Origin of the sequence: Bradyrhizobium sp. (assembly GCF_004799405.1) — a bacterium.
Classification (GTDB): Bacteria; Pseudomonadota; Alphaproteobacteria; order Rhizobiales; family Xanthobacteraceae; genus Bradyrhizobium.
Genome location: NZ_SSMW01000083.1, coordinates 1 through 22813, shown reverse-complemented (window position 1 = coordinate 22813; position 22813 = coordinate 1). Strand labels below are relative to the sequence as shown.

Sequence of the window (22813 nt, the reverse complement as noted above, 5' to 3'; positions counted from 1 at the left end):
CCGGCGCTGTTATCGCGCAAATGAAGATGGCGGCCCAACCCGGAGGAATTCCATGGCACTTCGACAATTCGGCGCGGCGGCGGCAGTGACCGTTGCGCTTGCACTCGCAACGCCCGCTCATGCCGTGACCGAGATCCAGTGGTGGCATGCGATGACCGGCCCGAACAACGATGTCGTGGTCAAGCTTGCCAATGATTTCAACGCTTCGCAAAGCGACTACAAGATCGTGCCGGCCTTCAAGGGCAGCTATGCCGATACGCTGAATGCCGGGATCGCGGCGTTTCGGGCCGGCAACGCCCCCGGCATCATGCAAGTCTTCGAAGTCGGGACCGCGACCATGATGGCGGCCAAAGGCGCCGTCAAACCGGTATCCGAACTGATGAAGGAGCAGGGCGAGGCCTTCGATCCCAAATCCTATCTGCCGGCGATCACCGGCTACTACTCGACCTCGAAGGGCGACATGCTGTCGTTTCCGTTCAATTCGTCGAGCATGGTGCTTTGGATCAATCTCGACGCCCTGAAGAAGGCCGATATCGCGGCCCCGCCGAAGACCTGGCCGGAGGTGTTCGCCGCTGCCAAGAAGCTGCATGCGACCAACCCGACCTGCGGCTTCTCATCATCCTGGATCACCTGGGGCCTGATCGAACAGTTTTCCGCATGGCACAATGTTCCGATCGGCACCAAGGCCAACGGCCTCGATGGTTTCGACACCGTGCTCGAATTCAACACCCCGCTGGAAACCAAGCTGCTGGAGAGCATTGTCGATCTGCAGAAGGACAAGAGCTACGACTATTCGGGGCGAACCAACACCGGCGAAGGGCGGTTTACCTCGGGCGAATGTCCGATGTTCCTGACATCGTCGGCGTTTTATCCGAACGTCAAGGCGAACGCGAAGTTCGAGTTCACCGCGGTCGCGATGCCGTATTTCCCGGATGTCGCCAGCGCGCCGCAGAATTCCATCATCGGCGGCGCCTCGCTGTGGGTGATGGGCGGCAAGTCACCGGAGGAATACAAGGGAATTGCAAAGTTCTTCACCTTCCTGTCGGATACCGACCGCCAGGTCTACCTGCACCAGGTTTCCGGATATCTGCCGATCACCAAGGCGGCTTACGAAAAGACCAAGGCCTCGGGCTTCTATGAAAAGAACCCGATCCTCGAAGTCCCGCTGAAGGAATTGACCAACAAGCCGCCGACCGAAAATTCGCGCGGTCTGCGTTTCGGCGGCATGGTGCAGATGCGCGACGTCTGGGCCGAGGAGATCGAGGCCGCGCTCGCCGGCAAGAAATCGGCGAAAGAAGCGCTCGACACCGCCGTGTCGCGCGGCAACGCCATGCTGCGGCAGTTCGAGCGCACCGCGGTCAAATGACGGTTGCGGGGATCGTGGCCGCACCTGATGCGGCCGCGATCCACCAAGCGAGGTTTCATGGAAAACCGGGCGATCTTTTCAGGCAAGCTGCTTCCCTATCTTCTGATCCTGCCGCAGTTGGCGATCTCCCTGATCTTTTTCTATTGGCCGGCCCTGCAGGCCCTGCAGCAGTCGTTCCTGGTGCAGGACGCCTTCGGGCTGTCGACCGAATTCGTCTGGTTCGAGAACTACGTCAATCTGCTGCAAACCCGCGAATACTACCAGGCGATCGGCGTCACCTTTGTTTTTTCGGCGCTGGTGGCGGTTTTCTCGCTCACGCTGGGCCTGCTGCTGGCGGTGATGGCCAACCGCAACATCCGCGGCGTCCAGATCTATCGCACGTTTCTGATCGTGCCCTATGCGGTGGCGCCGGCGGTCGCCAGCGTGCTCTTCATCTTCATGTTCCAGCCCGGGCTCGGCATGATCGCGCGCGCGCTGCAGCGCTCCGGCGTCGACTGGAATCCGGTGCTGAACGGCACCCATGCGATGATCCTCGTCGTCATCGTCGCGGTCTGGAACCAGATCAGCTACAATTTCCTGTTCTTTCTCGCCGGCCTGCAGGCGATCCCGAAAAGCGTGATCGAGGCCGCCGCAATCGACGGCGCCAAGCCGATGCGGCGGTTCTGGACCATCGTCTTTCCGTTGCTGTCGCCGACCTCGTTCTTCCTGATCATCGTCAACATCACCTATGTCTTCTTCAACACGCTCGGCATCATCGACACCGCGACCGGCGGCGGCCCCAACGGTGCCACGCAGACGCTGGTCTATAAAGTGTTTCAGGACGGCAAGGTCGGCACCGATCTCGGCGGCTCGGCCGCGCAGTCGGTGATCCTGATGGTGATCGTGGTAGCGCTGACCGCGTTCCAGTTTCGCTACGTCGAAAAGAAGGTCCATTACTGAACGCCATGGTCGAACATCGCCGCTTCGGAAACTTGCTGCCCCATCTGGTTCTTTTGGCCGGCGTCGCGATCGTGGCGTTTCCGGTCTATCTCGCCATCATCGCCTCGACCCACGACAACACCGTGATCGCCAACGGCCAGATGCCGCTCTATCCGGGCACCCATGCGATCGAGACCTACTGGAACACCATCGTCTCCGGCACCGGCAGGACCACCCGCGCGCCGGTCGGCGGCATGATGCTCAACAGCCTGATCATGGCGCTCGGCATCGCCGCGGGAAAAATCGCGATCTCGATCATCTCGGCCTATGCGATCGTGTTCTTCTCGTTTCCGTTCCGGATGACGGCGTTCTGGACCATCTTCATCACGCTGATGCTGCCGGTCGAGGTGCGCATCTTTCCGACCTACAAGATCACCAGCGATCTGAGCATGCTGGATTCGTATTCCGGGCTGATCCTGCCCCTGATCGCGTCGGCAACCGCGACGCTGCTATTCCGCCAATTCTTCATGACGGTGCCGAAGGAGTTGGTCGAGGCCTCGAAAATCGACGGCGCCGGCCCGATCCGGTTTTTTTGGGATACCCTGCTGCCGCTTTCGGTGACCAACATCGCCGCGCTGTTTGTGATTCTCTTCATCTACGGATGGAACCAGTATCTGTGGCCGCTCCTGATCACGACGCGCGACGACATGCAGACCATCGTCATCGGCATCAAGAAGATTATTGACGTGCACGACGCATTGACCGAGTGGCAGGTGGCGATGGCGACCGCGGTGCTCGCGATGCTGCCTCCGGTCGCGGTCGTCGTGCTGATGCAACGCCTCTTCGTCAAGGGCCTTATCGAGACGGAGAAGTGAGATGGCGAGCGTAACTCTCCGCGACGTCAGCAAGACCTATCCGGGGGGCTTCGAGGCGATCAAGGGCATCAGCCTGGAGGTCGGCGACGGCCAGTTCTGCGTGCTGGTCGGCCCGTCCGGCTGCGGCAAGTCCACGCTGTTGCGGATGGTGGCTGGGCTCGAGACCATCACCGGCGGCGATATCGATATCGGCGGTCGCATCGTCAACCAGATCGAGCCGGCCGAGCGCGACATCGCCATGGTGTTCCAGAACTACGCGCTCTATCCCCATATGAGCGTCTACAACAACATGGCCTACGGCCTGCGCAACCGCGGCATGGGGGAGCCCGAAATCGACACCAGGGTCCAGGAAGCCGCCCGCATTCTCGAACTCGGCGCCATGCTGGAGCGCAAGCCCGGGCAGCTCTCGGGCGGCCAGCGCCAGCGCGTCGCGATGGGACGCGCGATCGTGCGGCAGCCGAAAGTATTTCTGTTCGACGAGCCCCTGTCCAACCTCGACGCCAAGCTGCGCATCGCGATGCGCGTCGAAATCCGAAAATTGCAACGGCGATTGAAGACGACGTCGATCTACGTCACCCACGACCAGCTGGAGGCGATGACGCTCGGCGACATCCTGGTGGTGATGAACGGCGGCCGGGTCGAGCAAATCGGCAACCCGCTCGAGATCTATCAGAAGCCGGCAACCACCTTCGTCGCGTCGTTCATCGGCGCGCCGCCGATGAACCTGTTGCCGCTGCGATCGGACGAAATCAAATCGCAATTTGCCGGCGTCAGCCGCGTCACCGGCGACGCCGGCCTCCTGGGAATCCGTCCCGAAGACTTTGTGATCTCAAGCGACGGCGTTGCCGGCGGCATTGCGCTCGGCCTCACCGTGGAGGCGATCGAACGCGTCGGCGCGGAGACGTTTATTTACGGCAGCCGCCAGCACGAGGGGCAAGGCATTGCCGCCAACCCCGGCGAATTGCCGCCGGGCGAGGTGATCGTGCGGATTCCCGGCGCGATTGCGCCCGCCATCGGCGAGCGGATCCGGGCGATCGCGCCGCGCGAAAAGCTGCACCTGTTCTCCGCCGACGGCCGCAAGCGGATCGACCTCTGAGTTCGGATACGTCATTCCGGCAAGCTCCGGAACGACGTTTTGTCGCGGTTTCACAGGTGCTTGAACACCTCGCAAATCATGACCATATTGGCTGTTGACCGGACGGCAAAACCGCCAGCCGGTCGCCATGGGGTGCCGTAAGGGCCCCTCAAAGTCGCTTCGAGAGGACTTTGTGATGTCTCGTGTTCCTTCGTTATCCAGTCCGTTCCTGCTCGGGTTCGACGAAATCGAGCGCGCGCTTGATCGCGTCGTCAAGGGCGCCGACGGTTATCCTCCCTACAACATCGAGCGCTGCGACCGTGCCAACGGCCAGCCCGAGCGTCTGCGGATCACGCTGGCGGTCGCCGGTTTTACCCGCGATCAACTCGATGTAACCATTGAGGAAAACCAGCTCGTGATCCGGGGCCGCCAGCAGGACGACAAGGCCCGGCAATACATCCATCGCGGCATCGCCGCGCGCCACTTCCAGCGCACCTTCGTGCTGGCGGAGGGGATGCAGGTGCTGGGCGCGGATCTGAAAAACGGGCTGTTGTCGATCGACCTTGCCCGGCCTGAGCCGGAGAAGGTCGTTAAGACAATCGCTATCAATGAACATGAATAATGGAACGAGGAGCGGACTCGACCGCTTAGTCTCATAGAGGAGTCGAGACCATGACTGAAGCTGAAGTCGTATTTGAACCCGCAGGCGTCTCCATCGAGGCGCTGGCGACCTTGGGCGAGGGCCATATCGCCTATGTGAAACAGATCCGTTCCGAGGACGTGCCAGGGCTCTTTCCCCAGGCGCCGCACATCGCGCCCGGATTGAAGCTGTACGCGCTGCATGCCGCCGACGGCACGCCGATCATGCTGACCGACAGCCGCGAAGCCGCGATCGCCAATGCCTGGAGCAACGAATTGCAGGCGGTCAGCGTTCACTGACCCGGTTCTTGCCGGTGTCATCGACGCTGACGTGACCGGCTGCTTCTCCAAGTCACTGAATTCGCAAAATGCGCGGGACCATGTCTCCGATTTGATCGGCGATTTGGCCCCGCGTATTTTTTTGAGTGGATCAAATCGTCATTGGGGCGCTCAAGAGCGCCAGCCCGGAACGACGGGCCTTAACAGCCAAAAGCGGTTACGCCGCGCTCGCCGGCGGCAGCGCCAGCACCGAATAGATCGCCTGGGCGTCGCGCGAGGCGCGCAGCTTCTTGGCGACGTCCTGGTCGCGCAACAGCCGCGCGATCCGCGCCAGCGCCTTCAGGTGATCGGCGCCTGCGCCTTCCGGCGCCAGCAACAGGAACACCAGATCGACCGGCTGGCCGTCCATCGCCTCGAAATCGATCGGGCGTTCCAGACGGGCGAACAGGCCGAACAGTTTTTCCAGCTTGGGCAGCTTGCCGTGCGGGATGGCGACGCCATAGCCGACGGCGGTGGTCCCCAGCTTCTCCCGCTGCAGCAGCACCTCGAACACCGCGCGCTCGTTCTGCCCGCTCAGGCTGGCCGCCCGCGCTGCCAGTTCCTGCAGCGCCTGCTTTTTGCTGTTGACCTTTAACGCAGGGATAATCGCCTCGGGTGCGACCAGATCAGTAATCGTCATGGGGCGTTCCGAGGTGAAATAACCGTCAGGTTGCGAAATAGGCTTCAGAAGGTCGGTGTCAAGAAGGTGAGGCGGGAGGCGGGTTTAGACCCGGGTCCCAAGTGAGGGGCTTCTACTCCAACGCAAGGGCGGTGCCAATGTGGAATCGCTTCCGACCCGGTCCCCGAAGGCGGCGGACCATAGGGAGGGTCCGGGAGGGCGTCAATGCCGATTGGCGCTAACTTCCGGGGTTAATGGCCGGCGGATCGACCCAGCCCACATTGCCGTCCGGCCGCCGGTAAATGATGTTCACCCGCCCGCTGCCGCCATGCTGAAACACGATGCAGGCAGCCCCGGTCAGGTCCAGTTCCATCACCGCTTCGCTGACCGAAAGCCGTTTCAGCGACGTCGTCGCCTCGGCGATGATCACGGCATTGTAGCCGTCGGCCTCGTCATCTTCGCCGTCCGGTGCCTCGATGACATAACTCGGCGCATCCAGCGTCGGCGCGGTCATTTCCGCAATCGCCGCGGCGGCGGCATGGGTCTTGCGGGCCGAACGATCCTTGAGCCGGCTCTTGTAGCGCCGCAGCCGCTTCTCGATCAGGGCCAGCGCCTGATCGGCGCTGAGATAGGCGTCGGCGGCGTTGGAATCGGCCTCCAGCGTAATCCCGGAATCCAGGTGCAGCGCGCAGTCGGTGCGGAATCCGAAACCATCCTTGCTCAGCGTGATGTGGCCGGAATAATTGCCGTCGAAATACTTGCGCAAGACTTCATCGGTGCGCTCGCTGACGCGATCGCGCAGCGCGTCGCCGACGCTGATGCTTTTTCCCGAGATTCGAAGAGTCATTCGATGCCTCGACAGGTCTGGAACGGTATTGGCACTATTCCGCTTGGCCTCGCCGCAATCAAGCCGGCGCAGTGTCGCGCGACCGGTCGGAGGACGCCGCGGGCGCCGACAACGCGGTGCCGAGCATGCTTTGCTTGTCACGGCGGCGCTGCACCGAGGACGGAATGCGCATCGCCTCGCGGTATTTCGCGACGGTGCGGCGGGCAATATCAATGCCCGATTCGCGCAATCGTTCCACGATGGTGTCGTCCGAGAGGATCACCGCGGGATCTTCGGCATCGATCAACTGCTTGATGTGGTGACGGACCGCTTCCGCCGAATGGGCTTCGCCGCCGTCGGCCGACGCGATCGAGGCGGTGAAAAAATATTTCAATTCAAAACTGCCGCGATTGGTCGCCATGTATTTGTTGGCGGTCACCCGCGACACCGTCGATTCATGCATCTGGATCGCATCCGCCACCGCCTTGAGGTTGAGCGGCCGCAAATGCGCGACACCGTGGGTGAAGAAGCCGTCCTGCTGGCGCACGATCTCGGTGGCGACCTTGAGGATGGTGCGGGCGCGCTGATCGAGCGCGCGCACCAGCCAGGTCGCGTTCTGCAGGCACTCGGTGAAGTAGGATTTGTCGCCGTCCTTGCGGATCGTCTTCGACAGCTCGGTATAATAGACCTGGTTGACCAGCACGCGCGGCAGCGTGTCGCTGTTGAGTTCGACGTGCCAGCCGCCGTCGGGTCCCGGCCGCACATAGACATCCGGCACCATGGTCTGCATTCGGGCCGAGCCGAATTTCAGACCGGGTTTGGGATCGAGCCGGCGAATTTCGCCGATCATGTCGGTGATGTCGTCATCGTCGACGCCGCAAAGTTTGCGCAAGGCTGCGATATCGCGCTTGGCCAGCAGATCCAGATGCTCGACCAACGCCTGCATCGCTGGGTCATAGCGATTGAGTTCGCGCAGCTGGATTGCGAGGCACTCGCTCAAATTTCTCGCGCAGACACCCGGCGGATCGAATTTCTGCAGCACCGCGAGAACCGCATCGACCTCCTTGGGTGAGGCGCCGAGCCGCTCGGCGGCCTGCCCCAGATCCGGCGGCAAATAGCCGGCCTCGTCGACCAGATCGATCAAATATTGCCCGATCATGCGCTGCGCCGGCGCGGTGAACGCCACCGCCAGTTGTTCGGCGAGATGACTGCCGAGCGTGATCTCGGCGGCGACGAAGGCTTCGAGATTGTAGCTGTCGTCGTTGGAGGCGCCACCGCCCCATTCGGTATAGGCGGTTGGTGCGGCATCCTGCGCGGTGCGCGCGGCGGCTTCGGCGGGCTCCTCGGAGAACACATTGTCGAGGCCGGTGTCGAGGGTCTGCTCGATCTCGGCGCGGCTGCCGAGATCGCTGTTCATCCATTCTTCCTGGACCGGCTCGAAGCCCTCGGTCGCCGCACTGTTGGCCGGTTCCGAAGGCCCGGCGGCAGCGTCGTGGCCATAGACGGCGCCCGAATCGTCGGAATCGGAAAATTCGGCCCGCTCCGGCACGGGTTCACCGGCAACCGGGGGCTCGGTGCCGTCGCTGGCGCGCTCGAGCAGCGGATTGCGCTCCAGTTCCTCCTCGACGAAGGCCGAAAGGTCGAGATTCGACAGTTGCAGCAGCTTGATCGCCTGCATCAACTGCGGCGTCATCACCAGCGACTGCGACTGGCGGAACTCTAATCTCTGCGTCAGAGCCATCGAAACAAGAACCGATCCGTAAAGTTGGTCCGATTCTTGCTTAAACTAGTCCAAAGCCGATGTACACGGCTTGACGAAACGGAAAAAAGGACTAGAGGCGGAATTCCGAGCCAAGGTTAAAGCCGGAATTCCTCGCCAAGGTAAAGACGGCGCACATCCGGATTGTTGACGATCTCGTCCGGATTGCCCTCGGTCAGGATCTCCCCGGCATAGACGATATAGGCGCGGTCGGTCAGGCCGAGCGTTTCCCGCACATTGTGGTCAGTGATCAGCACGCCGATGCCGCGATTGGTGAGATGGCGGACCAGATCCTGAATGTCGCCGACCGCGATCGGATCGATGCCGGCGAACGGTTCATCGAGCAGCATGTAATTGGGGCGGGTGGCCAGCGCGCGCGCGATTTCGACGCGCCGCCGTTCGCCGCCGGACAGCGCAATCGACGGTGTTTTGCGCAAGCGCGTGATATTGAATTCCTCAAGCAGGGAGCTGAGTTCGGCCTCGCGCTTTTTCCTGGACGGTTCGACGACTTCCAGCACCGCACGAATATTCTGCTCCACGGTGAGACCGCGAAAAATCGAGGCTTCCTGCGGCAGGTAGCCGATTCCGAGCCGTGCGCGCTGATACATCGGCAGCTTGGTGACGTCGTGGCCGTCCAGTTCGATGGCGCCCTTGTCGGCCGGAATGAGGCCGGTGATCATGTAAAACACCGTGGTCTTGCCGGCGCCGTTCGGGCCCAGCAGACCCACCGCTTCGCCGCGACGAACGTAGATGCTGACGCCGCGCACGACCCGGCGCGTGCCGAAACTCTTTTCCACGTTGTGCACAGCCAGATAGCCGGCGCGCTGCGCCAGCCGCGAGGCCACCGGCGCCGCGGCGCCATTGGTTCTGGCGCGCGGGCGGGGTTTTTCCGCAGATGGCGGCCGTTCGGCCCGCGGCGTATCCAGTCTCAACTCCGGCGCCTCGCGGGCCAACGGAGGCGCATCGCGCACCGGACTGGTCAGCATATTGCCCATAGAATCCCCAAGCGCGGTGATATCCGCACGAGAACGCGCGAATCCTTGCGGACCGCGCTTGGCCGTGCGTCGACGGAACATGCCGAGTAGGTCCACCATCCCCGCTTCGCTCAGCCTTTCACGGTGATCCCTCGACCCGCCGCCGCGGCGATTCGATTCGCTTCCGCAACATGAATGAATGGATGTCCCTTGCCCAGCGAAACACCCCCGATTTGGGCCACAGATGGCATTTGCCGGGTGCCGAGGTAGATACAGGCTCAGGCGACGGGCTTCAACCTCGCCACCTGCTGGTAGCCGACAAGTGATTGATATTATTTTGGTTTATTTGGGGCACCCGATGTCGGCGCAGGGGCTCCCGCGCCGGGCGTGACCGGGGTGCATCCCGGACCCGACTGGATGAAAAGACCCTGGACCTTGCCGCTGTCGGATTCCACCCGCGAAACACCGGTCGTCATGTCCACCAGCAGGCGGTCGCCGCGCAGCACGCTTTTGCACTGGGTCAGTACGACCGGGTTGCCGAGCATGGTGATCAGATTGGCCTTGGTGTCGAACACCGCGGTATCGCCGGTCACGACCTGATCTACCTTGGTCACGACCACATTGCCCTTGGCCTCGAGCTTGCGGATCGATGAGCTGCCGCCGGGGCCCGGCGTCGCGGACTGGATCGGCGGCGGTGTCGCGGACGTGCCATTGCCGGCGGGCGCGGTGTTCTGCTCGTAGAACACGACCAGTATCTTGGAAGTCATGGTGGTGTCGCCCTGCACGACCTTCACATTGCCGACAAAGGTCGCTTCCTTTTTCTTGTCGCGCACCTCAAGCGAGGCGGCCTCGATGTGTATCGGCTGGTCGCGATTTTGCGAAAAACCCTGCATCGCGTTGGGAATACCCTGCACGGTGTGCTGCGCAGCGGCTTCGCTGGCAGCGATCAGCGCCGATGCGGCGAGCATCATCCGGGCGCCACGCAGGATGCGCCGACGGAAAGTCCTGCGCGGAAAAACCATCATCATGAAAGTCATTTCGGGTTGGCCGGTTTGCCGGATGCCGGCGGCGTGTTGGCGGGCGAACCCGATGCACCCTGCGACAGATGCTGCAAATCCATCACGACGTTGCCGTCGAAGACCACCAGTTCGCCGCCGCCGGTAATCCGGAGCCTGTCGGAGGTAAGCGTTCCGTTCAGCAATTTGACATCGACATGTTCTTCCGACGTCACCGTGCCCTTGCCCATATCGACCAGCGCCTGACTCAAGCGCGCTTCATAGCCCGTGGAGGACTGCAGGAAGATATCCTTGTGCAGGTCCAGCAATTGCTTCTTGTTGTCGAACAACCCGTTGCGGGCATCCATTGTGACGGTGGTGCGGTCTTGCATCAGGAGCTTGGCCCGCAGCGTCCTGAGATCGACATGATCCGAATCGGTCAGGTCCTGGGTGGCGGTTTTCGCCCACATCTCGTAGGGCCGCTGATCGGTCGTATAGCCGGACATATGCGGCGATTCCATCGTGATCTTGGTGCCGGAAACCACGACATTTCCCATGTCTAGCGGAAGCTTGGGCAGCAAGATCCGGAACGGATTGAAGATCGACACCGCGACGATTGCGCCCATCGCCACGACCACGATCACCGGAACCGCGACGCGCAGCACCCGTACCCTGCGGCTGTGGCGCGCGGCAACCGCAAAACGCGCTTCCAGTGCGGCAAGATAGGCTGGGTTCTGAACCGAATTCACCGCTGCTCCAGGCAAAGCGAGACTGCTCCAAATCAAACGAGACCCGGTCATTGTAGCCGCGATCGCCGGATTATGCAGCTTGCGACCTCGTGTTACGAGTGTGACCGAAACGCGGCGGAAATCCCGGCCGTGTCAGGAATGGGCGAAAATGTCCTCGGTGTTCCAGCCCTGCAGATCGAGCCTTGCCCGGGTCGGCAAAAACTCGAAACAGGCCTGCGCCAACTCGTTGCGGCCCTCGCGGGCCAGCATGGCGTCGAGGCGTTCGCGAAGGGCACGCAGATGCAACACGTCGGAGGCCGCGTAAACCAGTTGCGCCTCGCTCAGGGTTTGGGAACCCCAGTCGCTCGATTGCTGCTGCTTCGACAGATCGATGTTGAGCACCTCGCGCACCAGATCCTTGAGGCCGTGGCGATCGGTATAGGTGCGGGTCAGCCGCGAAGCGATCTTGGTACAGTACACCGGACCCGGCATCACGCCAAAGGCATTGTAGAGTGCGGCGAGATCGAACCGCGCGAAATGGAAGATCTTGGTGATTTTGGGATTGGCCAGCAGCGCCTTCAGGTTCGGCGCATCGCCATGAGCCTTGCCGTGATCCTTGGGTATCTGCACCACATCGGCGCTGCCATCGCCATTCGACAACTGCACCACGCAGAGCCGGTCGCGATGCGGATGCAGCCCCATCGTCTCGGTATCGATCGCCACCGAGTCGGTAAAGCGCGACAGGTCCGGCAGGTCGCCGCGATACAGGCGTACGGTCATGGTGTTTCGTTCTTTCGAGCCTCGTCGAATCGGCTTTCGGACAATCTACCGCCCAAATCCGAAGGAGGCGAGTGGCCGGTTGTCTCGAAGGCTGACAGGGACACCCAAGAAGAGCGGTGCCCGAAAAGCCGCCTCAGGTGCCTCCCAAGCAATTGATATCAAAATCTAATTTTGCAAGAGGACCGGAGGGCCCCAAAGCCGGTTAAATGCCGCCGCATTGCCGTGCTATGTTTTGCGCGAAGGCGCCTACAGTATTTTAAGGGATATATTTAAGGGATGTTATGGCCTCGTTACAACTTCGCAGCCAGCGCAAGCGAGACCTGCTCGATTACTACGAAGCCAATGTCGACGAACTTGACCGCTGGCGCGAGTTCAACACTGCCTATCACGAAGACGACCGCAAGTTTATGCGGTTCCTCATACCGCCGGGAAAGCGCGTACTCGAGCTTGGCTGCGGTCGCGGAGACCTGCTCGCCGCCCTGAGGCCGTCTTACGGCGTCGGCGTCGACTTCGGCGCCGACACCATCGCGCGTGCCAAAGCGCGGCATCCCGAGCTTTCCTTTGTCCTGGGCGACGTCGAAGAACCGGACACGCTTGCCACAATCGAGGGACCGTTCGACTACATCGTGATCGCCGACACCATCGGTATGTTCGAGGACATCGACGGAACGCTGCGGAATGTCCACCGTCTGTGTGCGCCATCGACGCGGATGATTATCTCCTATTATTCACATCTCTGGGAACCGATATTGAAAATTGCGGAAGCGCTGCGGCTGCGCAGCAGGCAACCAAAGATCAATTACATCGCCACGGCCGACTTCCTCAACCTGATGGACCTTGCCGATTTCGAGGTGATCGCGCGGGAACAACGGCAATTGCTGCCGCGGCGCTGGTTCGGACTGGGCCCTTTCATCAACCGCTTCATCGCGCCATTGCCGGGAATCAGGCGGTTTTGTCTTCGCACCTACCTGGTCGGCCGGCCGGTCCAGCTATTTCCGGACCGGAAGTTTTCCGCAAGCATTCTAATCCCGTGCCGGAACGAACGCGGCAATATCGAAAACGCGATTCGCCGGATGCCGCGCTTCGGCTCGGCGCAGGAGATTTTGTTCGTCGAGGGTAATTCCAGCGACGGTACGTTCGATGAATGCGAGCGGGTCCGGGAAGCCTACCGGGGTAGCTGGGACATCAAGGTCCTGAAGCAGGATGGCCAGGGCAAGGGCGACGCCGTCCGCAAGGGTTTCGGCGCGGCGAAGCATGACGTGCTGCTCGTTCTGGACGCAGACCTGACGATGCCGCCGGAGGCGCTGCCGAAATTTCACGCGGTGATCGAGACCGGCAAAGCGGAATTCGTCAACGGCACCCGGCTTGTCTATCCGATGGAAAGCGGGGCGATGCGCCCGCTCAACCTCATCGTCAACCGCTGCTTCGCCTATCTGTTCAGCTATCTGGTCAACACGCGCCTGACTGACACGCTGTGTGGCACCAAGGTCCTGCTGCGGAAGGACTACGAGGTGTTGGCGCGGGAGCGTGAGTATTTCGGGGATTTCGATCCGTTCGGCGACTTCGACCTGATTTTCGGCGCGGCGAAGCAAAATCTCAAGATCGTCGAGACGCCGATCCATTATCGGGCCCGGACCTTCGGCGCGACCCAGATCTCGCGCTTTCGCGACGGCTGGCTATTGCTGAAGATGGTATGGTTCGCCTATCGAAAATTGAAGGCAATCTGACCGCGTGAGCGCGCAGGATGAGGGAGACCGGTAGCGCATGGATGGGAGGATCAACCGGTCAGCTTCCGAGCTGCATTTAATTTCTCAAGACCGGGTTTCGCTGCGGCGGGTGCTGGCAACTCCAACTGTGTGGTATCGGGTCGCCATGCTGGTAGCGGTGGCCTTCTTCGTCCACTCCCTCCTGAGCGCCGGGCCGATTTGGGATGAGGTGGAAGAATTCAGGAAGTTCGGAGAACAGCTGTTCTTCGCCAAGGGCGTCTTGTCGGGCGCGGCCGCTCAGACCTTTCACTCCATTCCCGGAGACTCCGCCTTCTACGGGATAGGCTCGGTTTTTCTTCCCTACGCGCTATCGTACCTGATCGATATCGTATGGCTGAAAGAAGCGGTTCATAGCTACGAGCACAGCTACTCGGTTCTCCTGCATATCCTGACGTTTCTGTGCGCGATCGCAGCCGCGGCCTACACGCGACGGCTGGTATCCCTGGTGACGGGCGATCGAGACGCCGGCTCGTTGGCCGGGGCCGCGCTTCTGCTGACGCCATTTTGGACCGGCTACGGATTTTTCGATTACAAGGACATACCCGTCGCCACCGGCGTCATCGCTGCAACCTATTACGCCACCGCCTACTCCGGGGATGGACGGTCGCGAACATCCTTCTGGTTTTTCCTGGCGGTTTTTTTCATCGGGATCCAGAAGCTTGCGGCGATCCCGCTCGCGCTGCCGGCCTGTCTCGCTGTTTTGATCGCCGCGCTGCGCCAGCCCTCGGCCCGTCGGTTCGCAATCCTGGCGGGACAAGCCGCGATTTGTCTGCTTCTTCTCTATCTTGCCACGCCGCCGGCGTGGCTGGAGCCGGTTCAGTTCGCGATCACCAGCCTCACCTACATGTCGCAGCATGCATGGGGTAGCTGCACGCTGGCTGCGGGAGAGTGTGTCGGCCGCGATTTTGCGGACGGCCAAGGCTATTCGGTCCTCAAGTATCTGGGGGTTTGGTACGGGGTCAAGCTGCCGCTTCTGCTTTGGATCGGCCTGATCGGTTCGGTCTATCTTTATTGCCGGTCGTTTCGTGATTGTCGGTCAGGCCAACATCTCGTGATGGTGGCGCTGGCCTGGCCGATCCTGGCGATCGCGATCCGCAACTCCACGCTCTACGACGGCGTTCGTCACACCCTGTTCCTGGTGCCGCTGGCTGTAGCGGCGATCTTCATCAGCAGACCCGCCATCTTTTGGCGGCGACAACAGTGGTGGCTTGCCTGCTATTTCCTGTTTCTGGTCGCCGATTCGGCAAAGATCCAGCCTTACCAGTATGTCTGGTTCAACGAACCAGCGCGGTTCTTCGCAAGTGAGAAAAACTTCGAGACCGATTATTGGGGTTATTCATTGCGCGAGGCGGCAGCCCATGCTCGTGGCCTGCAGGGCCCGACGGACTGGATCGTCAGTCCCACGGATGCCAACGCTGGCCACCTGGTCAGGATTTTCGCTCCCGAACGGTTTGCCACGGAAACAGAGGCGGTGCCGCCCGGCACGACCTATTTTTTTGTCAGTACAACGCGGACCAACAGGCAGCCTCCGGAACATTGCGACGAAGTCCGGTACGTCACGCGGCGGGAATTGCTGTCGCCAAAGCTGTTGCGTCTGTCGTTCATTTGCAAAATGCAGCGGGGCGCCGGTTGAAACCAGCGAGTAAACCGCCTGCGATAAAACTTGCGATCCCGGAGTCCCATGCAACAGGCGCGCGATGATGGCGAACCACTGCGAACGGGTAAGTGGTGCCCAGGAAAGGACTCGAACCTTCACGGCCGTGAAGCCACTGGCACCTGAAGCCAGCGCGTCTACCAATTCCGCCACCTGGGCCCGGGCCGGTTAGTACGGATCGGTCGCGCGCTTGTCAAATTGACGAAATGCCGCCCAAATACGCTGTACAGAGTTGACGTGTTGGCGTATCGCGAAACCGCCAAATACCCCACGATCTCTCGCATTTGACCGGCAGGAATGGACCCCATGGCATCGAATCTGGACACACTGGTCACGGTTTTCGGCGGATCGGGCTTCCTGGGACGAAGCGTGGTCCGCGCGCTCTGCAAACGCGACTACCGTATCCGGGTCGCGGTGCGGCGGCCGGAACTGGCGGGGCACTTGCAGCCGCTCGGCAAGGTCGGCCAAGTCAACGCCGTACAGGCCAATCTGCGCTATCCGGACTCGGTGGCATCGGCGATGCGCGACTCCCATGTCGCCGTCAACCTGGTCGGCATTCTGGCCGAGGGCGGCGCGCAGACCTTCGACGCGGTGCAGGGCACAGGCGCCGGCACAGTGGCAAAGGCCGCCAGCGCCGCCGGCGCGCGGATGGTGCATGTCTCCGCCATCGGCGCCGACCCGAATGCGCCATCGCGCTACGCTCGCGCCAAGGCCGCCGGTGAAAAGGCCGTGCTGGCCGCCGCGCCGACGGCCACGATCCTGCGGCCTTCGGTGGTGTTCGGGCCTGAAGACCAATTCACCAACCGCTTCGCCGCGCTGGCGCGGATATCGCCGATACTGCCGCTGATCGGCGGCGGCCTGACAAAACTGCAGCCGATCTATGTCGGCGATGTCGCGACCGCCGTTGCCGACGCCGTTGACGGCAAGACCAGGGCCGGCGCGACCTACGAACTTGGCGGTCCGGAAGTGCTGACGATGCGCGAGATCATGGAGATCATTCTGGCGATCATCGAACGTCAACGGCTGTTGGTCCCGCTGCCGTTCGGTCTCGCCCGGCTGCAATCGGTCTTCCTGCAATTCGCGCCTGGACCGCTGAAGCTGACGCCGGACCAGGTGACGCTGCTGCGTTCCGACAATGTGGTGTCGGACGCGGCGAAGGCCGCAGGCCTGACGCTGGAAGGACTGGGGATCGCCGCCGATTCGCTGGAAGGGATCGCGCCACAATATCTCTGGCGCTTCCGCGCCGCCGGGCAGTTTCAGAAAAAGAACGCGTGAGACTCGTCGTCCCGGTGAACGCCGGGACCCATACGCCGTGCCATCTCGTTTTGGCAGCGATGTCCGCGACCTTCCGTAACAACTGAATTCGGTGGCTATGGGTCCCGGCTCGGAGGCCGGGACGACGTGGTGGTATCTACTTCCCCATCGCCAGCGCGATCAGCCCCAGCGTGCCGACGATGACGCGCCACCATGCAAACAACGTGAAGCCGTGGCGGGTGACGTAACTCAGGAACGATTTCACTACGACAATCGCGGTGATGAACGACACCACGAATCCGATCGCGACGATCCCCATATGATCCGTCGTCATCTCGGCACGGTTCTTGTAAAAGTCGTAGGCGAACGCGCCGATCATGGTCGGGATCGCCAGGAAGAACGAGAATTCCGCCGCCGCGCGCTTGTCGGCGCCGAGCAGCATCGCCGCGACAATGCTGGCGCCGGAACGCGACACCCCGGGAATCATCGCGAGGCACTGCGCGACGCCGATCCAGAGATAGGTCAGCAGCGGAAACCGGGTTGCGTCATGTTCGTGCGGATTGTGATCGAGCTGGTCGACCCACAGCAGGATGGCGCCGCCGACGATCAGCGAAAAGCACACCACCCAGGGATTGAACAGGACTTCCTTGATGTATTTCCCAACAATCAGACCGATCACCACCGCGGGCAGGAACGCCACCAGCACGCCGATGACGAAGCGCCGGTCGTCGGGATTGGAGAACATGCCGAGCGCAATCCGCCACAGTTTCGCGAAATAAATCACGACAATCGCGAGAATCGCACCTAGCTGAATCAGCACGGTGAAACTGTTCCAGAAACTGCCCTCGCCGAGATTGAAGAACCGTTCCGCCAGCAACAGATGGCCGGTCGAGGACACCGGCAGGAATTCCGTGACGCCCTCGATGATCCCGAGAATCACCGCCCGCACTGCATCAGACATCATGATCGAGTGCCCCGTTTTTTTGAAGTTCGTGATCCGTTGCGGCCGAAACGAGCCGAAAAAGCCGGATTCTTCTCGCTTATTCGCATCCCTGCCGCAATCGCAAAAAACGCCAAAACACAGGTTGCCTCGTTCGCGCGCTTCGGTAGTTTGGCCCGCTGCGGCGGCGGTCGCCGCCATGGAGTGAGAGGTTTTCTTAAGGTCGTAAAGCTATCAAGGGCTTCATGTTTACGCTGTTTCATCATCCGTTTTGTCCCCATTCGCGCTTCGTCCGCCTGGCGCTCGGCGAACACGGCCTCGATCTGCGGCTGGTGGACGAGCGGGTCTGGGAGCGGCGCGAGGCATTTCTGGCGCTCAACCCGGCAGGCACCACGCCGGTATTGATCGCCGAAGGCCGGCCCGCGATTCCCGGCGCCGGAATCATCGCCGAATATCTCGATGAGAGCCACGGCGCGGAGCTCGAAGAGCGCCGGCTGTTGCCGACGGCAATGGGTGAGCGCATCGAAGTGCGCCGGCTGATGGCATGGTTCAACGACAAGTTTTTCGAGGAGGCCTCGCATCCGCTGGTCACCGAGCGCATCTACAAGCGCTTCATGAACGAAGAGGACGGCGGCGGCGCGCCGGCGATGGACGTGATCCGCGCGGCCAAGGCAAATGTGCGCTATCATCTGGCCTATATCGGCTGGCTGGCGCAGACCCGGAACTTCCTGGCCGGCGAGCAGCTCACTTACGCGGACCTCGCCGCCGCGGCGCACCTTTCGGCGATCGATTACCTGGGCGACGTGCCATGGATCGAGGACGACGCGGCAAAGGCGTGGTACGCGCGGGTGAAATCCCGCCCGTCGTTCCGTCCGCTGCTGAGCGATTGGCTGGCGGGCGTGCCGGCGTCGCGGACCTACGTGGACCTCGACTTCTGATTCATCTCTGCGGGTTCAACGCGGCTGCGGCACCGACGACGGTGAGCCCCCTCTCCCTCAGGGAGAGGGTTGGGGTGAGGGGTTACGGTCTATCGATAGAGCGTAACCCCTCACCCGGATCGCCTTGCGATCCGACCTCTCCCTATGGGAGAGGTGAGGCCGCTTCGGCATCATGACGTCGACTCTCAAAGAAGCGCTCGCCGGCGAGGCCCGTTCGCTGGGTTTCGATTGCGCCGGGATCACCGATCCGGACGCGATCACGGACGCAGCGAAGCATTTCCGCGCCTTTCTCGACACCGGCGGACACGGCGACATGGACTGGCTTGCCGCGAGCCCGGAACGCCGCACCGATCCGCGGGTGCTGTGGCCGGGCGTGCGTTCGGTGATCATGCTCGGCGTCAATTACGGGCCCGACGACAACCCGCTGGCGATCCTGGAGCAGCGCACCCGCGGCGCGATCTCGGTCTATGCGCAGGGCGACGATTATCACGACCTGATCAAGAAACGGCTGAAGGCGCTGGCGCGATGGCTGGTCGCGGCCTCGGGCGCCGAGGTCAAGGTGTTCGTCGATACCGCAGCCGTGATGGAGAAGCCGCTGGCGCAGGCGGCGGGACTGGGCTGGCAAGGCAAGCACACCAACCTCGTCTCGCGCGACTACGGCTCATGGCTGTTTCTCGGCGCGATCTTCACCACGCTGGATCTGCCGCGCGATGCCGCCGACACCGATCATTGCGGTTCCTGCCGGGCCTGCCTCGACATCTGCCCGACCGCGGCGTTTCCGGCACCCTACCAACTCGATCCGCGGCGCTGCATTTCCTATCTCACCATCGAGAGCAAGGGTCCGATCCCGCACGAATTTCGCAAGGCCATCGGCAACCGCATCTATGGCTGCGACGATTGTCTTGCCGTCTGCCCCTGGAACAGGTTCGCGCAGGCGGGGCGCGAAGCCAGGCTCGCCCCGCGCGATGCGTTGCGCGCTCCAGATCTGGCCGACCTTGCGCGGCTTGACGATGCGGCGTTTCGTGCGCTGTTTTCAAAATCGCCGGTCAAGCGCATCGGCCGCGACAGATTCATCCGCAATGTGCTGATCGCCATCGGCAACTCTCTAGATCGCGCGCTTGCCGCCGCGGCCGAGCGCTTGCTGGATGACGCAAGTCCGCTGGTTCGGGGTGCTGCGGTGTGGGCGCTGTCGCAACTGACGGAGCAGGAGGCGTTTGTCGCGCGCGCCGCGGATGCGATGAATTCCGAAACGGACGAGACGGTGCGTGCGGAGTGGCGGCTCTCAGCCGTCATGCCCCGCGAAGGCGGGGCATCCAGTATTCCAGGGCATCTCGAATAGATCGATATGTCACAGCGTACTGGATCGTCCGCTTTCGCGGACGATGACAGTGCATGCAAATTCCGTCATGGTCCCCGGCCATGACAAATCAGCCTTTCTTCACCCGGGACCGCGACGCCTTCATTCCAACCCAGGCCGCCAGCGGACCGTGGGATCCGAAATCGCTGCACGGCCGGGTCATCATCGGGCTGCTCGCCTTCGTCATCGAAGCGCGCCACGGCGGCGAAGGCCTGGTGCCGGCGCGCCTGACCGTCGACATGTTCCGCCTGCCCGGCTTTGCGCCGATCGAAGTCAAATCGCGCGTCATTCGCGACGGCCTGCGGATCAAGGTGGTGGAAGCCGAATTCATCAGCGGCGGCGTCAGCATGGCGCGCGCGTCCTGCCAGTTGCTGCGGAAGACCGAAAATCCGGAAGGCCGGGTGTGGTCGCCGCCGAACTGGGAGGTGCCCGCGCCCGCGGAGATTCCCGCGCCCACCGATCCGCGGCTCGGCATGAACGGCAAATGGACCACCCGCCCGATCGTCGGCGCGATGGGCACCGTCGGCCCGCGGCGGCTGTGGATGAGCGAGGTGCGCGACCTCGTCGAGGGTGCAGCCCTGACGCCGTTCGTGCGGGTCGCGGTGGCGGCCGATTTCGCCAGCCCGTTCGCCAATGCCGGCGACCATGGCCTCGGCTATATCAACAGCGACGTCACGCTGTATTTGCATCGCCTGCCGGAGCAGGAATGGATCGGCTTCGACGTGGTGAACCATCACGCCACCGACGGCATCGCGATCGGCGAATGTTATCTCTACGACCAGCGCGGACCGATCGGCACATCCACGGTCGCAGCGCTGGCGCAGCGCAAGCCGATGGCAAAAACGCCGCCGCCGTAACCGCCCGTCACCCGATCTCCACCACCGCCGCGAGGATGCGCGCGATGTCCTGCGGGCGCGACAGGCGGTGGTCGCCGTCCTGGATCATGGTCAGCACCACGTCGTCGACCGGCAGCCGATGCGCCAGCGCGAACGCATGCCGCCACGGCACGTCGGGGTCCTGCGCTCCCTGCAGGATGCGAACGGGGCAGCCAACCTCGATGGTGCTGCCAAGCAACAGATGGTTGCGGCCCTCCTCGATCAGCGCCCGGGTAATTGGATAGGGCTCGCCATAGTCGGACGGCCGCAGCCACACCCCCTTGGTTTCGATGTCGTGCCGCGCCTCGGGAGAAAAACCCTTCCACATCAATTCTTCGGTGAAATCCGGCGCCGGCGCGATCAGCACCAATCCGGCCAGCGACCCGCGGCTCGCCGGGCGCTTGCCGATTTCTCGCGCCAGCAACAGCGCCATCCAGCCGCCCATCGACGAGCCGACCAGAACTTGCGGGCCGGCGCAGAACCGCTCGAACACCGCGACGCTCTCTTCCAGCCAGCGCCCGATGGTGCCGTCGACGAACGCGCCGCCGGATTCGCCATGGCCGGAGTAATCGAACCGCACGCAGGCGCGGCCATGCTCGGCCGCCCACGAATCCAGCGCGACGGCCTTGGTGCCCCGCATGTCCGAGTTGAAGCCGCCGAGCCACAGCAGCCCGGGCGATGCACCGGCGCGGGCCCGCACCGCGATCCGGCGCTGGCTTTCGTGCTGGCCGACCTCGATGAAGGCCGGTTCCTGGTCGGGCGGGGCGGAATTGGTCATCACGGGTACTCTGGTTCGCTGCTGTTTGAGCGAGCACGCTCGATCCGTCAACGCGGGGCCGATACCGGTATTGGGCATTGCGGAATGTAGCCGCGCCATCTATCTGGGCTGGTCTGAACGATATCGTCCCGCCGGCGTTAGCCAGCGTGACCAAAATGTCTCGCATTTGAGGGTTTTCACGGACGGGCGCGCGAGTTTGCTTGCCCGCAGCGCCTTATTCCTTCAAACTATCGCCTTCGTTCACAACCTTGGAGAACTACCCATTCGCCGTCCCAACAGAGCCCCGCCCGCCGCCACCAAAGACGGGCCGCGCACCAACGATGAAATCCGCAACCACGAAATCCAGCTGATCGATCAGACAGGCCTCAACCACGGCAATGTCGAGACGATCGCCGCCATCAAGATGGCGATGGAAGCCGGCATGGACCTTGTGGAGATTTCGCCCAATACCAATCCTCCCGTTTGCAAGATCATGGATTACGGGAAGTTCAAATATTCGGCGCAGAAAAAAGCCGCAGAAGCCCGCAAGAAACAGAAGGTGGTCGAGATCAAGGAGATCAAGCTCCGGCCGATGATCGACGATCACGATTACGACGTGAAGATGCGCGCGATGCAGCGGTTTTTCGAGGAAGGCGACAAGGTCAAGGTCACCTTGCGCTATCGCGGCCGCGAAATGGCGCACCAGGAAATTGGCACCAAGCTATTGGACAAGGTCAAGAGCGACGTCGCCGAGATCGCCAAGGTCGAGCAGGACGCGCGTTTCGAAGGCCGCCAGGTCGTGATGGTTCTGGCGCCGCGCTGATCTTTCGGCGTCATTCCCCGCTAAGTCATCCCCGCGCAGGCGGGGACGACACTGATGCCGGGACGACTCCGTGAAAAACTAGGTCCGCGTGGCCTGCCAGACCCCGCTGCAGCGATCGCCGGAAATCACCCCGCTCCATTGGCCTGCCCCGGCATTGCCGGCGAGCCGGCCGCTGCCACTCGCCCACGAGGCACCCACGGTAATCTTGACCGCAACGCTGCCGTTGCGCCTCACGCCGCCGGTGACCTTGCCACCGCCGGCCGATGAAACGCGCGTGCCCGCCACGGCGAAAGGCACCGTGTTGGAGGCATGGCAATTGCCGGCCTGGGGGGTGAACATGACGTTCCAGGTGCCGTCATAGGCCCCCGCTCCGCCACCGATTCTGGCCCTTCTCGCGTCGGCGGTACCGGGAACGGCGGTCGCGGCCAGAACGGTCGCGACAAAAATCCATCGCAGGGCGCGCTGGCCCTTGAAATCGGCAAAAAAGCTAATGGGTCGAGCTGATATGGTCATTTTCTTCCTGTTTGAGGGCTGTGATGCGGACGGTGTCAGGTTATCTGTCGAATAAGACAGTTCC

Annotated in this window: 23 protein-coding genes and 1 tRNA gene; 13 read left to right on the top strand and 11 right to left on the bottom strand. The window is 62.4% G+C overall.

What is annotated here, in order from left to right:
- Positions 1–52 precede the first annotated feature (52 nt).
- From ugpB to E7813_RS13455, 6 genes are all read left to right on the top strand, one after another.
- Positions 53–1366, top strand: coding sequence for a sn-glycerol-3-phosphate ABC transporter substrate-binding protein UgpB (gene ugpB, locus E7813_RS13480; protein ID WP_291574680.1), 1314 nt, complete (start codon positions 53–55; stop codon positions 1364–1366).
- A 57-nt stretch (positions 1367–1423) separates the two neighbouring features.
- Positions 1424–2305: a sn-glycerol-3-phosphate ABC transporter permease UgpA gene (gene ugpA / locus E7813_RS13475; RefSeq protein ID WP_291574713.1), complete on the top strand. Its 882-nt coding sequence runs from the start codon at positions 1424–1426 to the stop codon at positions 2303–2305.
- A gap of 5 nt (positions 2306–2310) precedes the next feature.
- Positions 2311–3159: a sn-glycerol-3-phosphate ABC transporter permease UgpE gene (gene ugpE, locus E7813_RS13470; protein ID WP_291574677.1), complete on the top strand. Its 849-nt coding sequence runs from the start codon at positions 2311–2313 to the stop codon at positions 3157–3159.
- A 1-nt stretch (position 3160) separates the two neighbouring features.
- The gene (locus E7813_RS13465; protein WP_291574674.1) at positions 3161–4255 is read left to right on the top strand and encodes a sn-glycerol-3-phosphate import ATP-binding protein UgpC; all 1095 of its coding nucleotides are present in this window, start codon (positions 3161–3163) and stop codon (positions 4253–4255) included.
- A gap of 175 nt (positions 4256–4430) precedes the next feature.
- Entirely contained in the window at positions 4431–4856 is a 426-nt protein-coding gene (locus tag E7813_RS13460; RefSeq protein ID WP_291574712.1) for an Hsp20 family protein, read from the top strand.
- Positions 4857–4906: 50 nt separating this feature from the next.
- A complete protein-coding gene (locus E7813_RS13455; protein ID WP_291574672.1) occupies positions 4907–5173 on the top strand; it encodes a DUF1150 domain-containing protein in 267 nt (88 codons plus the stop codon).
- A 196-nt stretch (positions 5174–5369) separates the two neighbouring features.
- On the opposite strand, the gene ptsN is transcribed toward E7813_RS13455, so the two are convergent.
- From ptsN to E7813_RS13420, 7 genes are all read right to left on the bottom strand, one after another.
- Complete coding sequence (gene ptsN, locus E7813_RS13450; RefSeq protein ID WP_291574670.1) at positions 5370–5831, bottom strand: PTS IIA-like nitrogen regulatory protein PtsN; 462 nt, start codon at positions 5829–5831, stop codon at positions 5370–5372.
- A gap of 217 nt (positions 5832–6048) precedes the next feature.
- Complete coding sequence (raiA, locus tag E7813_RS13445) at positions 6049–6657, bottom strand: ribosome-associated translation inhibitor RaiA (RefSeq protein WP_291574668.1); 609 nt, start codon at positions 6655–6657, stop codon at positions 6049–6051.
- 58 nt (positions 6658–6715) lie between these two features.
- On the bottom strand, positions 6716–8377 hold the full coding sequence (rpoN, locus tag E7813_RS13440) for an RNA polymerase factor sigma-54 (RefSeq protein WP_291574665.1): 1662 nt from the start codon (positions 8375–8377) through the stop codon (positions 6716–6718).
- A 116-nt stretch (positions 8378–8493) separates the two neighbouring features.
- Positions 8494–9489 (bottom strand): LPS export ABC transporter ATP-binding protein, encoded by a 996-nt coding sequence (gene lptB / locus E7813_RS13435; RefSeq protein ID WP_291574662.1) that lies wholly within the window; start codon positions 9487–9489, stop codon positions 8494–8496.
- A gap of 212 nt (positions 9490–9701) precedes the next feature.
- A complete protein-coding gene (locus E7813_RS13430; protein WP_291574710.1) occupies positions 9702–10340 on the bottom strand; it encodes an LptA/OstA family protein in 639 nt (212 codons plus the stop codon).
- Between the two features lie 62 nt (positions 10341–10402).
- On the bottom strand, positions 10403–11113 hold the full coding sequence (lptC, locus tag E7813_RS13425) for an LPS export ABC transporter periplasmic protein LptC (protein ID WP_291574660.1): 711 nt from the start codon (positions 11111–11113) through the stop codon (positions 10403–10405).
- Positions 11114–11245: 132 nt separating this feature from the next.
- Entirely contained in the window at positions 11246–11872 is a 627-nt protein-coding gene (locus tag E7813_RS13420) for a ribonuclease D (RefSeq protein ID WP_291574658.1), read from the bottom strand.
- A gap of 281 nt (positions 11873–12153) precedes the next feature.
- Here E7813_RS13420 and E7813_RS13415 point away from each other — a divergent pair, with 281 nt between their 5' ends.
- A complete protein-coding gene (locus E7813_RS13415) occupies positions 12154–13599 on the top strand; it encodes a glycosyltransferase (protein WP_291574656.1) in 1446 nt (481 codons plus the stop codon).
- 37 nt (positions 13600–13636) lie between these two features.
- Positions 13637–15271 carry a hypothetical protein gene (locus E7813_RS13410; RefSeq protein WP_291574654.1) on the top strand — a complete coding sequence of 545 codons (1635 nt, stop codon included), beginning with the start codon at positions 13637–13639 and terminating at the stop codon, positions 15269–15271.
- Positions 15272–15364: 93 nt separating this feature from the next.
- Here the strand turns inward: E7813_RS13410 and E7813_RS13405 are convergent.
- A tRNA-Leu gene (locus E7813_RS13405) sits at positions 15365–15451 on the bottom strand.
- A 147-nt stretch (positions 15452–15598) separates the two neighbouring features.
- Here E7813_RS13405 and E7813_RS13400 point away from each other — a divergent pair.
- Positions 15599–16567, top strand: coding sequence for a complex I NDUFA9 subunit family protein (locus tag E7813_RS13400; RefSeq protein ID WP_291574653.1), 969 nt, complete (start codon positions 15599–15601; stop codon positions 16565–16567).
- A gap of 136 nt (positions 16568–16703) precedes the next feature.
- Here E7813_RS13400 and E7813_RS13395 read toward each other — a convergent pair whose 3' ends face one another.
- Entirely contained in the window at positions 16704–17510 is an 807-nt protein-coding gene (locus E7813_RS13395; RefSeq protein ID WP_291574652.1) for an undecaprenyl-diphosphate phosphatase, read from the bottom strand.
- Between the two features lie 221 nt (positions 17511–17731).
- Here E7813_RS13395 and E7813_RS13390 point away from each other — a divergent pair, with 221 nt between their 5' ends.
- From E7813_RS13390 to E7813_RS13380, 3 genes are all read left to right on the top strand, one after another.
- Positions 17732–18424, top strand: a complete 693-nt coding sequence (locus E7813_RS13390; RefSeq protein WP_291574651.1) for a glutathione S-transferase family protein — start codon at positions 17732–17734, stop codon at positions 18422–18424.
- A gap of 172 nt (positions 18425–18596) precedes the next feature.
- Entirely contained in the window at positions 18597–19763 is a 1167-nt protein-coding gene (gene queG / locus E7813_RS13385) for a tRNA epoxyqueuosine(34) reductase QueG (protein ID WP_291574649.1), read from the top strand.
- Between the two features lie 80 nt (positions 19764–19843).
- The gene (locus E7813_RS13380; RefSeq protein WP_291574648.1) at positions 19844–20638 is read left to right on the top strand and encodes an acyl-CoA thioesterase domain-containing protein; all 795 of its coding nucleotides are present in this window, start codon (positions 19844–19846) and stop codon (positions 20636–20638) included.
- Positions 20639–20645: 7 nt separating this feature from the next.
- Here the strand turns inward: E7813_RS13380 and E7813_RS13375 are convergent, their stop codons facing one another.
- Positions 20646–21434: an alpha/beta hydrolase gene (locus E7813_RS13375; RefSeq protein ID WP_291574647.1), complete on the bottom strand. Its 789-nt coding sequence runs from the start codon at positions 21432–21434 to the stop codon at positions 20646–20648.
- A 262-nt stretch (positions 21435–21696) separates the two neighbouring features.
- On the opposite strand from E7813_RS13375, the gene infC reads away from it, so the two are divergent.
- Positions 21697–22236, top strand: a complete 540-nt coding sequence (infC, locus tag E7813_RS13370) for a translation initiation factor IF-3 (RefSeq protein WP_291574708.1) — start codon at positions 21697–21699, stop codon at positions 22234–22236.
- Between the two features lie 78 nt (positions 22237–22314).
- Here infC and E7813_RS13365 read toward each other — a convergent pair whose 3' ends face one another.
- Positions 22315–22749, bottom strand: coding sequence for a hypothetical protein (locus E7813_RS13365; RefSeq protein WP_291574646.1), 435 nt, complete (start codon positions 22747–22749; stop codon positions 22315–22317).
- Positions 22750–22813 lie beyond the last annotated feature (64 nt).